Below are 13,982 nucleotides of genomic sequence, written 5' to 3' on the forward strand. Positions count from 1 at the left end.
ATGAGAAACCGCAGTACCGCAGCCCGACTCATACGTGCCCTCTTCGCCCTGGTGGCCCTGGTCGCCCTCCTGGCGGGCGTGCCCGCTGTTCTGCTCGGCATCGGGGTCCTGCCCGACCACGTCCCCGGCTTCGACGAGATCACCGCCGCGCTCACCAGCCCCGACTCCGGCCAGCTGTTCCTGGGCGCCGTCACCCTCATCGGCTGGTACGGCTGGCTGAGCTTCGTGGTCTCGGTCGTCTTGGAAACGGGCGCCGCGCTGCGGAACGTCCGCGCGCCCCGGATCCGCATGCTCGGCGGATCCCAGCAGCTCGCCGGCGCCCTCGTCGGCGGCATCCTCGTCCTGCTGCCGACCGGCACGGCGATGGCATCACCTGCCAGCGCCGCCCCCGCCACCGTGGCCACGGCCACCGTTACCGCCGACGCCCACTCTGCGGCGGCCACCGCCACCAAGGCCGCGGCTTCTTCTTCCGCCGCCTGGGACGGCCCCGTCCACCACGTTCAGGACGGCGACACCCTCTGGGACATCGCAGAGAAGCGTCTGGGCGCCGGAATCGAGTGGCACCGGATCGTCGACGCCAACGAAGGCGTACGCCAGGCGGACGGCTCCCTCGTCACCCCCGACACCACCGTCCTGCAGCCCGGCTGGATTCTGCGCCTGCCGGCCGACGCCTCGCCCGCGCCTTCCACCGATCAGGACGGAGCCCGTCCGCAGACCTCCGGCTCCACGGCCGCCACCGACCAGACCCACACTGTCCGCGCGGGCGAGACTCTCACCGGCATCGCCGAGGACGAGCTCGGTGACGCCGACGCCTACCCGAGGATTGTCGAAGCGAACAAGGGCGTGAAGCAGGACGACGGGCGCGTCCTCGCCGACCCCGACGAGATCTACCCCGGCTGGAAGCTGCAGATTCCCGCCGCGGCCAGCACCGACGACAGCGACCAGAGCGACTCAGCTCCGGAGAAGGCGCAGCCGCCGCACGAGCAGCCCGCCGCCCCGGACCAGGCCGAGGAGCGGCCCGGCGCAGAGCAGACGCAGCCGCCCGGCCAGGGCGCCGACAAGGGAGACAAGGGCGAGACTGCCCAGACCCCCGGTCAGGGCGCGGACAAGGACAGGCAGGGCGGTGGGCAGCCGACCGCCCGGCCGGACACCCCGACGGAGCAGCCGGCCGTGCAGAGCCCTGCACCTGACCGTGAGCGGGAGCAGCACGGCACGCCCACCCAGACACCCGAGACGGACGAGACCGCGGAGACCGCCGACAGCGGTGACCAGAGCGTGCGGACCATCGCCGCGACGGGGAGCATCCTGGCCGCGGCCGTCCTCGCGGTCGTCGCGACCCGTCGCGCCCGCCAGCAGCGCCGTCGGCGCCCCAAGCGGCGTATCCCGATGCCCTCCGGTGCGACCGCCGACTTCGAGAAGCAGCTGCGTGTGGCGTCCGACATCACCGGCATCGCGCTCGCCGACCGCGCCCTGCGCACCCTGGCCGCCAACTGCCTCCAGGCCGGCCGGCCTCTGCCCGAGGTCGAGGCGATGCGCATCACCGCACGCGGCATCGAGCTCCACCTGGCCGCCGTCACCCCGCCCGTTGCGCCGTTCACTGAGAACGAGGGCAACCCGACGGTGTGGACTTGCCCCGCCCGCGGTGCGGCTCTCCTCGACGAGGACGAGGCCGCCGACGTCACGGTGCCCTATCCGGCCCTGGTGAGCCTGGGCGAGACCGAGGACGGCGACGCGGTCCTGGTCAACCTGGAGGCCATTGGCCTGCTGCGCCTGGCCGGCAGCCCGGCCGACGTGCGTGCGGTCATGCTCGCCCTCGCCGTCGAACTCGCCTCCTCCCGGCTGGCGCCCGACACGCAGATCGTCCTCGCCGGCGCCGGCAGCGACCTGCACCACCTCTACCCCGACCAGATCGAGCACCACGCAGACCTCGGCACCGCCACCACCGACCTCCAGGCGCATGACGCCTTCCAGCGCCAGGCCCTCGCCGACGGCGGGCACGACCACCTGCGGGCCGCCCGGCTCAGCGAGGACGGCGGCGACACCTGGATCCCCCGCATCCTCATCGCCACCGCGCCGCCCACCGGCACGGCGGCCACCGAACTCGAGGACCTCCTCACCTCCCGGCCCCGCACCTCGGTCGCGGTCGTCACCGCCGCTGGCGGCGAACTCGACCTGCCGGGCGCCTGGACCCTGCCCGCCCAGCCCGGCAGCATCGTCGAACTGCCCGACCTGGGCCTCGCGGTCAAGCTCCAGCACCTGGACGCCGACTCCTACGACCGGCTCGTCCAGCTGATCGCTACCTCCAGCCGCACCGATGACGTCGCCCCGCCGGCGTGGACCGGGCACACCGGCCCGGCTGACACCAACGGCCCCCGCCCCGCGGCGCCGGTCGCCGAGGCCTCCGCGCTCGCGCCGGAAGCCACTGCAGCCCCCCGGGTGAGCACCACAGTCGCCGTCCAGGGCAGCAACCTGGCGACCGCCCTGCCGAGCTTCACGGCCTCCTCCCACCTCTCGTCCGACGAGGGACCGGTCGACGGTGACCGCCCGGGCGACGAGGACGAGGGCAGCGCTCTGTCCCCCGCGGTCGCCGGGCCTGCCGCCGACGAGGCGCACGACGAGGAGAGCGACAAGGAGAGCGACGGCAACGCGCCGGCCGAGCCCTCCGGCTGGGACGACGAACCTGAGCCGGAGGAGGACTCCGAGGCTGCTTCCGCGCTCGGTGCGGACGTCTGGGGCGAGCCCGAGCCGGACGAGGACTTCGACACGGTCCTCGAAGAGGTGCTGGCGGAACAGGAAGACGACTCGCCCCTCCAGCCGGAGGACGACGACGAGGCGGGATCTGGCCTGTCCGCGGCCGCGCTCGGCGAGGACCTGGCCGCCGAGGAAGCAGCAGAGGCAGGCCCGGCGCTGCCTGGGGAAGACGACGACGCGGAGTCCGCGCTGTCCCCAGCCACCCTCGCCGATGCCACGGCGACCGCGGCGGCACCGCCCGCGCGGATCATCCCCCGGCCGAGCGCCGCGACGTCCACCATCCTGGCCGCGCTGGCCACTCCGCCTGCCGAGCCCGAAGGCCCTCAGGTCCAAGTTCTCGGCCCGGTGGCGCTGACGGGTACGCAGGGCCGCGTGAGCAGCGGTCGGCGCAACCACCTCATGGAGATCGCCGCCTGGCTCGTGCTCCACCCGGGCCTGGGCCGCCAGGAGTTGGACAACGCGATCTGGCCTGGGCTGCGCAGGACCGCCAGCACCCGCAACACCGCGATCTCGCGCTTGCGTTCCTGGCTGGGCCGGGACCCCAACCTGCCCGCCGAGGACCCCTGCGGCGCCTACCTTCCGGACGTCACGGACGGTGTCTACCAGCTCGGTCCCGCCGTCACCTCGGACTGGGACCGGTTCAAGGAGCTGTACCAGCAGGGCATGCACCACGACGGGCAGGACGCCGACATCGCCCTCGCCCATGCCCTGGCCCTCGTACGCGGCCGCCCCTTCGCGGACGTCGACCCGTCCAAGTACACCTGGGCGGAGGCCGACATCCAGGAGATGATCAGCGCGATCGTCGACGTCGCCCACGAGCTCGCCGAACGCCGCCGTCACGTCCGCGACTACCGGGCCGCGGCCCAGGCCGTCACCAAGGGCATGCTCGTCGACGCGCAGTCGGAGCTGCTCTACCGGGACCTCTTCACGATCTGCCACGAGATGGGCGACCGCGAGGGCCTGGAGCGCGCCGCCGCGCAGCTAGCCCGGATCAACGCCGAGGAGGGCGTCGACTCCTCGCCCGAGACCGTCGGGCTGCTTCGCACGCTCCTCAAAGGGGAGAGGATCCAGCCCACTTTGGGGTCCGCCGCCTCATGACCACGATCCGTCCGAGATTCACCGACCTCCGGTGTCACACCGCACCGCTCGATCACACCTGTAGAGAGCGAGGGGCCTCTTCGGCCGACCATCCGACGAAGGAGACCGCGCACATGAGCCGCCGCCGGCAGCACGCCGCCGTCCCGCCCGCCGAGCCCGCCACCCCGGCGGCCCGCTCCAGGGAAGGGAGCTGCCGATGACCACCTTCCAGTGGTCGCTGTCCGCCGGCCTCGCGGTGGCAGGGATCGGGACCGCGACGACCGCTGCCCTGTTGCTGGGCAGTCGCCGCAGGGCCGCCGAGCAGAACGCCACCGCCGAGGAGCGCGCCGAACTCGCCCTCCAGCGCCGCCACGCCTGGCAGCGGCGCCTCGCCGTGATCGCGCTCGGCATCGGCTGCCTGATGATGTTCGTCCTCGCCGGCATCGCCGCCTGGCTCTCCTTCGGGGCGCAGCGCGAATATGCCCACGCGCACAACGGCGGCGACTGGGACGCTGCGACCGGCTTCGCCTTGCTCCTGGACGCCGGCGCCCTCAGCCTCTCCCTCATTCGCTTCTTCGAGGCCCTGACGCTGCGGTCCAGCGCGATCACGCGGATCCTGCTGCTCGCGTTCGTGTCCGCCTCGGCGGCGATGAACCTTCTCCACGCCCCCGGAACGGGAGCCGGCAGCGCGTTCCTCGCCGTGGTGCCGCCGCTGGTGTACGCGATCCTGCTCGAGATGCTGCTCTACAAGATCGAGCAGGTCATCATGGGCCGGCAGAAGCGCCGCAAGGCCGACCAGGACCGCGGCTACAGCCTGCTGCTGTGGCTGCCCTGGCCGATCGGCGCACCGGTCAGGATGTGGAAGGCGTGGCGGTCCGAGCTTCTGGCGACCGTCGACAACGTCCGCGTGATCGGCTCCCAGCGCCCCCGACCGTCCGGCCCGGCGGAGGTGACCGTGGAACGCGTCGCCCCGGCCGAGATGGCGTCGGTGAACGCGCTGGCGGCCGGTGCCCCGCGTGCCGCCACCGTCGAGGAGATCGAGGAGCCCCTGGTGAGCGCGGTGACGCCACCGGCCACTGCTGCGTCGGCGCCGGTCATCAGCTCGCAGGGCGAACAGGTGTCGGCTGCGGAGGAGACTCCTGAAGCTCCCACGGCGGAGCCCCGCCCGGCGGCCATTCCGGAGCCGAAGGCAGAGCCGGAGCCGGAGCCGGGAACTGAGCGAGAGCCTGTCGAGTCTGCCGCCAAGGGCGCGCCCGCCAGCGAGCCGGATGAGAAGTCGCGGCCAGGTGGTGGCGAGGACGCGCACGAAGACAAGGAGCAGGAAGAGAAGCGCGAGCGCGAGAAGCCCGTCGCCGAGCAGCACACCCCGCCGAAGGACGAGGAAGACGAAGAGACTCAGGAGCTGAGAATCGACATCGACCTCTCGGTGTTGCCGAAGAACCTCACCCATCGGCAGCGCGCCGAGCGGATCTACATCGCCCACCAGGCCGCCGGCGTCGCCCTGTCGCAGGCCGACCTCGGCAAGTGGGCCGGGTACAAGAACCCGAACTCCGGCGGCAACGAGTACCGCCGCCTGGAGAGGGAGTACGGCCCCATCGTGGTCCGCGAGGGTGCCACCCACGTCGACCTGAACTGGTCCCTCGAACCGGTGGCGGCCTGAACTGGTCTGACTCGCACCTCCCCGGCCGGTAGGGCCGAGCCGGGGAGCTTGGCGTGTCGGACCATGCGGGTAGCCTCACTGGGCGACACCACACCGGGTACAGAAGGGGGCGGCCGGTGAGCAGCCGCTGGCATCGAGCGATCGCCGAGCTGAGCGCCCAGGGCCATGCCGCCCGGGCCGCCGCCCAGCGCGTGGACGACGTTCCGAGCGAGGAGCGCACGACCGCTGTAGCGATCTCCTACACGGCCGAGACCGACTATCTGCGCAGCGCGAGCACGCTGCTGCGTGGGCACCTCACCGACCGGCGTCCGCCCCGGCGACTGCCGGTCGCCCGCGTCTGGCCGTGCTTGCGCGATGTGTGGAAGGCGCGGGCCCTGGACCGGCTTGGCGGGGTGTGGCGGGCCATCCCCGGGAACGCCGCGCTGCGGCAGCTGCGCAGCGCCCCTTCCGACGCTCTCCTTGCCGCTGTCGTCGAACAGGCCGAGGCGTTGCAGGCCAGCCTCTACGGCGACCGGAACGTTGATCGGCTGTATGAGTCGTTCATCCCCGAGCGGACTGGCGACCCGGTCGCCGACCTGGTCGGCGGTGGCAGGTCGGCGCCCACGCTGCCCGGGTTTCCTGACCCCGGTCACCCGCTCAACCGCGCCTTCCCCCGGGGCAGGGGCATGCGGATCCAGCCTGGCCGTCAGGACGAGTTCAAGCAGCTCTCGCGCGACCGGTTCGCGGTGCACACCAGGGCCATCGCGTTCGGTGATGCGGTCCTCGCCCTTCTTATCGATCGCCGGGCTGGCGGCGTCGCTCCGGAGCCCGGGCGGCTGCGCGGGGCTGGGCGCTGGGTGGGACGCGAGCGGCAGCTGGTGCCGGATCGGGCGAAGTGGCCGGCGAAGCTCAATGGTTACCAGGCCGCGACGCTGGCCGGGTTCGGCTGGCTGGTGCTCGCGTGCACCGGGCTCCCGCTCACCTTCGGGCAGCGGGCCGACCTGCTGTCCCACTACACGCTGGTGTTCCTGGCGGCCGGTCTCGTCGCCTCCACCGGGACAGCTCTGGTCTACCGGCACGGACCAAAGCTGATCACCGCGCCCGGGCCCCGGGCCGCGTTGCCCGGGATCGCCGCGGCTGTGATCGCCTTCATGGTGTGGCAGGGCCAAGGGCCCGTCGCCGATTACTACTTCGCTGGCCCGTACGACCGCTACGACCGCCAGTACGCGGATGGATGCCTCGCCGCCAGCCCCTACCGGCACGACGCCGTCCAGGCCATGGTCGACGACGGCGTACTGACCGTCACCCCCGTTGAGGGGGGTACGACGCTGCGCCTGGGGCCGGCCGAGGACGGCAGTGCGCACCCGCTGCGCCCGCTCGACCGGGCGACCCGGGCGGTGCTCGACGAGTACGGGTGCTGACCCGGCCCGCATAAGCCAGACGTCAGGCTGTCGGAACGCTTCTGAAGGCGGAGGCCGCGCCGGCGATGCCGGGCCCGTAGCGGGCGCGTGCCTGGTCGAGGGCGGCCTCCAGACGGTGGAGCTTGTCGTCGCGGTCGTCGAGGGTGAGCTGGTGGGTCGCGTGTTCGGCGGGGCGCAGTCGTTCGGCTCGCAGGCCGATCCCCCGGACGCGGGCGCGCTGGAGACCGAGGTCGGCCAGGAGCTGGCGGGCGGTTCCTGCCAGAACGGGGGTGTGGGCGGTGGCCTCGGCAAGGATGCGTGTGCGCGTGGTGTGGGTGCGATCGGCGTACGTCACGGTGAGCGTGAGGGCCTGTGCGATCTCGGAGGCTGCGCGCAGGCGTGCGCCGAGGTCCTCGGCGAGAGCCAGAGTGATGCGCTGGTGCTGGTCGGTGTCGAGCTCGTCCCGGTTGAAGTGATGGGTTGCGCTCATGGAGCGAGGAGCGGCGGCCGGGACGATCGGGCGTTCGTCTATGCCGCGGGCGAGGCTCTGGATCTGGCGGGCGGCGGCGCCGAGGATCCTCTGCAGGGTCGCGGGCTGGGTGTCGGCAAGATCGCCGACGGTGGAGATGCCGTAGCGGGCGAGCATCCGGGCCGTCTTCGGCCCGATCCCCGGGAGGGCGGCGGCCGGCCGGGGGCGGAGGAAGGCGGCGATCTCGTAAGGGGTGCCGCCGACGATGGTCGCGGCCCCGGGCGGCGTGACGGCAGCGGCCATGGCGGCGATCGACCGCATGGGCCCCGCACCCGCCGAGCTCTGCACGCCGTGGAGGGCAAGGAGGCGCAGGCGGACCACTGCGACGAGGCCCTCGACGTCGCGATCCCAGAATCTCAGCGAGCCGGTGACGTCCATGTAGGCGGACCAGTCAGCGGGCAGCGGTTCGGTGGTGGGGCTGATGTTGCTCAGCACGTCCATCAGCTGCGCGAACAGCTCCTCGCTGCGCTGCTCCACGTGGAAGTGGATCCGGACGATGGCGCGCGGGCGGCGGGCTGGCGGCGGGGTGCTCAACCTGCGCTCCCTTGACTGCGGTGGCCGAGGCGGGTCAGGTCGGCGGATCGGCTGCCGGCGGGCTGGAGGTCGGCGTAGGGGTGGAGTCGGGCGCCGGCGGTGCCGTCCGGGATCGTCCGCGACGGCGTGGGCTGGGCGGGGGTGTGCACGGGCTTCTGGCCGAGGAGGTCAAGGACGGCCTGGGGGCCGTGGGTGGCGCGGGTGGTAGCGAGGGAGTCGAGGTCCCAGACCATCTCGCCGACGACGGTGCGGCGTGGGCCGCGGGCTTCGACGGTGCCCCGGACGAGGAGCAGTCCGTTGTGGAAGATGGTGTGCGCGCACTGCTCGTGGGTGTCCTCGAAGAAGGCGAGGTCGACCAGGCCGGAGCCGTCTTCGAGGGTGACGAAGATGACCCGCTTCCCGGACGGGATGGGCGGGGTCTGGGTAGATGCCCGGACGCCGGCGACGAGGACCTTCTGCCCGGGATACATGGCCTTGAGGTGGGCGGCGTCGGTGGCGCCGATCTCGCGCAGGAGCCGGTGGTGGTCCTCCATCAGGTGCCGAGAGACGTCGATCTTGAGGACGCCGAGCTCGGCGTCCAGTTGCTCGCGGGAGGTCATCTCCTTCAGCCCGGCCGGGCCGGCGCTCACCAGCGTGGTGTCGAGGGGGAGTTGGCCGGTGCCGGGACGGGTGCGGGCGTGGCGGTGCAGCTCGGTCGCCTGCAGCAGTAGGTCCCGCCGTGACGCCTCGCCCTTGAGCTGGTTGAGTGCGCCGATCCGGATCAGCCGCTCGGCGGTCGGCAATCTCGGGCGGGCCCGGGCCCAGAAGTCCTGGAGCGAGGTGTAGGGCTGCGCGGCCGCGATCCTGGCCACCTCGTCCTCGCTGATGCCGTGCACCGTGGACAGGGAGATCCGCACGCCCCAGCCGTCCGGCCTCTCCTCCACCGTGTACGTGGGCTTCGAGGCGTTGATGTCGACGGGCAGGACGGGCACGTTGTGGCGGCGGGCGTCGGCGACGATGACGCGCAGCGGCCACATGCCGGGGTCGTGCTCCAACAGGCCGGCGTACAGGGCGGCGGGGTGGTGGGCCTTGAGCCAGGCGGACTGCAGGGCCGGGACGGCGAAGGCGACGGCGTGCGCGCGGCAGAAGCCGTACGCCCCGAACGAGGAGACGATGTCCCAGACCTCGTCGAGGACCTGGGTGGTGTAGCCGCGGGCACCGGCCAGCTGCCGGAACCAGGCCTCGACCTTCGGAAGGCGGGCGGCGTCGCCGAGGGCGCGGCGGGCGACCTCGGCGAGCGCGCGGTCGCAGCCGGTCATGACGGCGAGGATGTCGATGATCTGCTCGTGCCAGATCGTCACGCCGTAGGTGTCGGCGAGGACGGGTTCGAGGTCGGGGTGGGGGTAGGTGGGGGCGGCTCCGTGGCGGGCGGCGATGTAGAGGGCGGGCATGCCGCCGGCGACCGGGCCCGGCCGGAACAGGCTGATATCGGCGATGACGTCTTGTGGGTCGCGGGGCTGGAGCCGTCCGACGAGGTCCTGCTGCCCGGGGGACTCTAGCTGGAACATGCCGACCGTGTCGGAGTTCTGGATGAGCGCGAAGGCGAACCGATCGTCCAGCGGAACGTGGTCGGGATTGTCCAGGTCGATCACGCGGCCCGTGGTCCGGCGGATCTCCTTCACCGCGTGCGCCATCGCGGACTGCATCCGCACACCCAGGACATCGAGCTTGAGCAGGCCGAGGTCTTCGACGTCGTCCTTGTCGGCCTGCACCATCGGGTACTCGCCGCCCGGGGTGGGCTGCACCGGCAGCCGGTCCAGCAGGCTGATGTTGCAGAGGATGACGCCGCAGGGGTGCATCGCGATCCCGCGCGGCAACTTGTCCAGGCCCTCCGCGAGCTCCCACAGCGGTCCGTACGACCCGGCCTCCGCCGCCAGCGAGCGCAGTTCGGGCAGCTCGACGAGCGCGGCGCGGATCTCGCTGGCGCGGAAGTGCGGGAACGACTTCGCGATCCGGTCGACGGTCGCCGGCGGCAGGCCGAGCGCGAGCCCGGTGTCACGCAGGGCGTGGCGGGCGCGGTAGGTCTCGGGCATGCCGGTGACCGCGACCCGCTCCTTCCCGAAGCGTTCGATGATCCGGTCGTAGACCTCCAGGCGCCGGGCGGACTCGACGTCGATGTCGATGTCCGGCAGCGACGCCCGCCGCTCGGACAGGAACCGCTCGAAGAGCAAGTTGTGCTGGAGCGGGTTCGCCGTGGCCACGAAAAGGCTGTGGTTCACCATGGAGCCGGCGCCGGAGCCACGGGCGGCGACCCGGATCCCCATGTCGCGGGCGTCGGCAACGACCTGGGCGACGGCGAGGAAGTACGGCTCGTACTTCAGGCGGCCGATGATGCCGAGCTCGTAGTCGAGCTGGTCCATCGCCCGCTTGTCGAGGTCGAGACCGCGGGCGACCATCCCGGCCTCGCACCGCTGCCGCAGCAGCCGCATCGCGCCACCCGGCACGGGCTCGGCGCCGACCACCTCGGGCTCGGGGAAGTGCGGCACGCCCAGCCCGAGATCGCGTACGGGGTCGACGGCGCAGGCCTCGGCGACGGCGATCGTGTCGGCGATCAGCCGCCCGGCCCGCCGCGCATCGGTGCTGGCGGCCACGGCGACCCGCTCGGCGATCTGCAGCATCGCCGGCCCGTCCTTGAGCCAGCGCTCGCCGCAATCCATCCGGCGCCGGTCCATCGGTCGCAGCAGCCGCGCCGCGTCCAACACGTCGGCGAGCCGGTGCTGGCCGAGGTCGGCGTAGCGGACCGCGTTGGTCAGTACGGCCGGGATGCCGAGACGGTCAGCGAGCGAGAGGGTGTGGGCAGCCAGGCGGACCGATCCCGGGCCGGTGCCGGACAGCCCCCAGCACACCACCTCGAGTCGGAGGCCTTCGCCGACCACCTCCCGCCAGGGAGTCAGGAGCTGCTCGGCGATGTCGGGGCGGCCGGCGGACAGGGCCCGAAGCGGCTCGGATGCCGGACCGAGCAGCACCACCAGATGATCGCCGGCGCGCTCATGAAGCCGGGGCCACACCGCGGCCACGGGTGCCCTGGTGGGGAAGGCGTCGCGGTGGGCGGCGGACACCAGGCGGCACAGGTTCGCCCAGCCGCGTGCGTCTCGGGCCAGGAACGTGGCGCGGTACGGCGCCTCCGCCACGTGCGCGCCGCCGCGCACCGGGGTCCGGCGCGGCATCTCGGCCGGCACGGTGGAGGAGGCGATACCCAGGTCGACGCCGAACACCGGACGGATCCCGTTCTCCATCGCGGCTTTCGCGAACCGGACGGTTCCGCTCACCATGTCGCGATCGGTCAGAGCCAGGGTCCCGATGCCGCGCTCAGCAGCTCTCGCGACGAGAACGTGCGGGTGGGAGGCGCCGTAGCGGGCGGAGAACCCGCTCGCGACATGGAGGTGGGGAACGCTGTCACGCATCACGAACTCCGGTCTAATACCCCCAAAATCGGATCAACGACCCTGGCTGAAACTACACGCTACTCGAACTAAAATCGAACACGCGAGTCCGATCCGCCTTCTCTCACCCACTCGGGCATGCACCGCGTCCGGACGCCGCTTGTAGCCGGACCAAGCGACCCACGGGCCACGGGCCTAGAAGCCGGTGACCAGGCGCGTGCGGGCGGTATGGACGCAGGCGCCCAGCCCAGGGTTCGGTACACGAGCGCTGCAGGGCGATGGGGATGAGCGGGAGAAGGCTGCTCGGAGGACGACGCGCCACCTGGTGCCCACCTCGGCCAGGCGCTCGCGAAGAACCTCAAAGCAGCCATGAGCCAGCGGCACCTCGGCGTGCGCGAACTCGCCCGGCTGGCCCAGGCAAGCCACCCCACGGTCAAGGCCGTCCTGGACGGGACCCGGCTTCCCGCCTCCCACACGGTCCTTCTGCTCGAGCTCGCGCTGGACCTTCCGCTGTACCCCGCGGATCTCTTCGAGCAGCTCCGGCCCACGCCCGACGACTGACCTGGCCGCGCCAGCTCCGCCCTCCACTCGGACGCGCACGCGGGGGAGCCCCGCGCACCCGTGCCGCCGCCCGAGGCCGAGACCGCCGGTCCCCCTCTCCGGCACCGTTACGGACCGAGCGGTCCAAGCCCGACGGGCGCGCGCGGCGCGCCGGGCGTAGGAGTGGAAGGGTGCACCTGTCTCCGCCCATCGAGCCGATGCTGGCCCGCCCCGTCACCGCGCTGCCGTCCGTGGGGGCGACGCCCGCGCTGTTCGAGCAGAAGGCCGACGGGTTCCGCGTGCTGCTGTTCGCCGCTCGGGAGCCGTTCCTCCAGTCCAGGCGGGGCGCGGATCTGGGCCCCGCGTTCCCGGAGGTCGTCTCAGCCGCGGCCGCGCTCGGCGTTGAGGCGGTCCTTGATGCCGAGCTGGTCGTGTGGGGAGCGGATGGGCTCGACTTCGCCGTGCTGCAGGAACGGGCCCGGCGCCGGGGTGCCACGGCCAGGCAGGCGGCGCTGGAGCGACCGGCCCACCTGATCGTCTTCGACGTGCTCGAGATGTCCGGCGCGACTCTCCTGGATGAGCCGTTGCGGCGGCGCAGGGCTGCCTTGGAGGAGTTGTTCGCAGAACGCCGGCTGACGGCACCGTGGGCACTGTGCCCGCAGACCTCTGACCGGGAGGTCGCCCTCGGCTGGCTGGACCCGGTCTGGGGGGCGGCCGGGATCGAGGGTGTGATGATCAAGAATCCCGACTCCAAGTACCGGCCCGGGGAGCGCGGGTGGCTGAAGCTGCGGGCCCGCATCACGGTGGAAGGGATCATCGGCGCGGTCACCGGCGCCGTGACCGCGCCCCGGAGCCTCCTGCTGGGCCGGCTCGACGCGGCGGGCCGGCTGCGCCTGGTCGGCCGCTCCACACCGCTGCCCAGGAGAGCGGCCGCCGAGCTCGGTGCCGTCCTGCGGCCGGCGGGAGCGGAGCATCCCTGGTGGGGGCGGACCTTCTCGGCTGGTTGGGGAGCGAAGCAACCGCTGGTGTTCCGGCCCGTGGTGCCCGACCTTGTCGCCGAGGTCGAAGCCGACACCGCCCTCGACCTGGGCCGGCACCGTCACCCGGTGCGCTACCTGCGGCTCCGGGACGACATGACCGCCGGCGACGTCCGGGCCTGATCCGTCACCGCGCGGCCGGTCGCACGCCCAACACCTGGCCCGTCCGCGGCTCCCTGATCCTTCGGGACCGGTGGGCGGAGGTGAGTACGCGTACTCACGCCGAGCCGGTCACCGCACCCATCCGCCGTGCCGCCACGTCTACATAGGGTGCTCGTATGCCCGACCAGACCATGCCCAGCCCCGCCACCAGCCCCGACGCGCCCGAGCCGAGGGCTTCCTCTCGCGCCCTGGGCGCTCTGGGATGCGGCGGCGCCGCGCTCGTCGGCGTCTTCCTTCTGATCGGCCTGCTCGCATGGGGTTCGTGGGCGTCGACGGACTTCCCCCGCGTTGCGCCCGAGGAGATGGCGAACCGCGCCCTCCAGCGTTCCCAGGAGGCCTACAGCGTCATGGGCTTCACCCGCACCATAGAACCCGGAGTCGAGAAGATCGGCGTCAGCACGGAGAACACGCTCGGCTCCAGCTTCTGTTACGACGGCGGCTTGCTGGGGCTGAAGGACGAGACCATCGACGGCGCCTACTCGATGAGCCACAGGTGGGCGCTTGACCACGTGCCGGCGGGCCAGGCGGTCCCCGGTCTCCGCCACCTTCACCGGTTCCTCCAGGACGAGGGCTGGAAGGTCACCTCCTACCGCGAAGGTGAGCGTGGCGGGTCCTGGGACCTGTTCGTCCAGCGGGACGACGGCAACGAGCGGATGTCCTTCACCTGGTACCCGGACCGCGAGTACTTCACCGGCGGCGCCTCCGTGCCCTGCGCCTACGACCCGGAGTGGAAGCACGGCGATGTCGGACCTGCCGGAGACGACCAGCGGCCGCCCGTCTTCGGACCCACACCGAGGGACTAGCGAGGCCCCTTGGGCGCCACCGCGCGGAAGCCGTCGCCCACCCCGCCCCCAGGATGAGAGCTGGGTCACAGCAGTAGCGTCCAATCGT

General features: G+C 72.4%; 8 protein-coding genes. 6 read left to right on the plus strand and 2 right to left on the minus strand.

The features are described 5' to 3' along the window. The 3 genes from AB0C59_RS06095 to AB0C59_RS06105 all read left to right on the plus strand — a co-directional run bounded on the left by AB0C59_RS06095 (nt 1) and on the right by AB0C59_RS06105 (nt 6,888). Complete coding sequence (locus AB0C59_RS06095) at nt 1-3,849, plus strand: LysM peptidoglycan-binding domain-containing protein (RefSeq protein ID WP_355272678.1); 3,849 nt, start codon at nt 1-3, stop codon at nt 3,847-3,849. A 196-nt stretch (nt 3,850-4,045) separates the two neighbouring features. Beyond that, the gene (locus AB0C59_RS06100) at nt 4,046-5,488 is read left to right on the plus strand and encodes a DUF2637 domain-containing protein (protein WP_355272676.1); all 1,443 of its coding nucleotides are present in this window, start codon (nt 4,046-4,048) and stop codon (nt 5,486-5,488) included. Nucleotides 5,489-5,604: 116 nt separating this feature from the next. Next, the gene (locus AB0C59_RS06105) at nt 5,605-6,888 is read left to right on the plus strand and encodes a hypothetical protein (RefSeq protein WP_363001341.1); all 1,284 of its coding nucleotides are present in this window, start codon (nt 5,605-5,607) and stop codon (nt 6,886-6,888) included. Nucleotides 6,889-6,910: 22 nt separating this feature from the next. Here the strand turns inward: AB0C59_RS06105 and AB0C59_RS06110 are convergent, their stop codons facing one another. Both AB0C59_RS06110 and dnaE read right to left on the minus strand, forming a co-directional pair. Further along, entirely contained in the window at nt 6,911-7,930 is a 1,020-nt protein-coding gene (locus tag AB0C59_RS06110) for a helix-hairpin-helix domain-containing protein (RefSeq protein WP_355272671.1), read from the minus strand. Further along, nucleotides 7,927-11,373, minus strand: a complete 3,447-nt coding sequence (gene dnaE, locus AB0C59_RS06115; protein ID WP_355272669.1) for a DNA polymerase III subunit alpha — start codon at nt 11,371-11,373, stop codon at nt 7,927-7,929. Before dnaE ends, AB0C59_RS06110 begins: the two co-directional genes overlap by 4 nt. A gap of 348 nt (nt 11,374-11,721) precedes the next feature. Here dnaE and AB0C59_RS06120 point away from each other — a divergent pair, with 348 nt between their 5' ends. The 3 genes from AB0C59_RS06120 to AB0C59_RS06130 all read left to right on the plus strand — a co-directional run bounded on the left by AB0C59_RS06120 (nt 11,722) and on the right by AB0C59_RS06130 (nt 13,894). Then, a complete protein-coding gene (locus AB0C59_RS06120) occupies nt 11,722-11,913 on the plus strand; it encodes a hypothetical protein (protein ID WP_355272666.1) in 192 nt (63 codons plus the stop codon). 170 nt (nt 11,914-12,083) lie between these two features. After that, the gene (locus AB0C59_RS06125) at nt 12,084-13,052 is read left to right on the plus strand and encodes an ATP-dependent DNA ligase (protein ID WP_355272664.1); all 969 of its coding nucleotides are present in this window, start codon (nt 12,084-12,086) and stop codon (nt 13,050-13,052) included. A gap of 155 nt (nt 13,053-13,207) precedes the next feature. After that, nucleotides 13,208-13,894 (plus strand): hypothetical protein, encoded by a 687-nt coding sequence (locus tag AB0C59_RS06130; protein WP_355272661.1) that lies wholly within the window; start codon nt 13,208-13,210, stop codon nt 13,892-13,894. Nucleotides 13,895-13,982: the final 88 nt, after the last annotated feature.

It is taken from the genome of Streptomyces sp. NPDC048664 (assembly GCF_040650555.1).
Classification (GTDB): Bacteria; Actinomycetota; Actinomycetes; order Streptomycetales; family Streptomycetaceae; genus Streptomyces.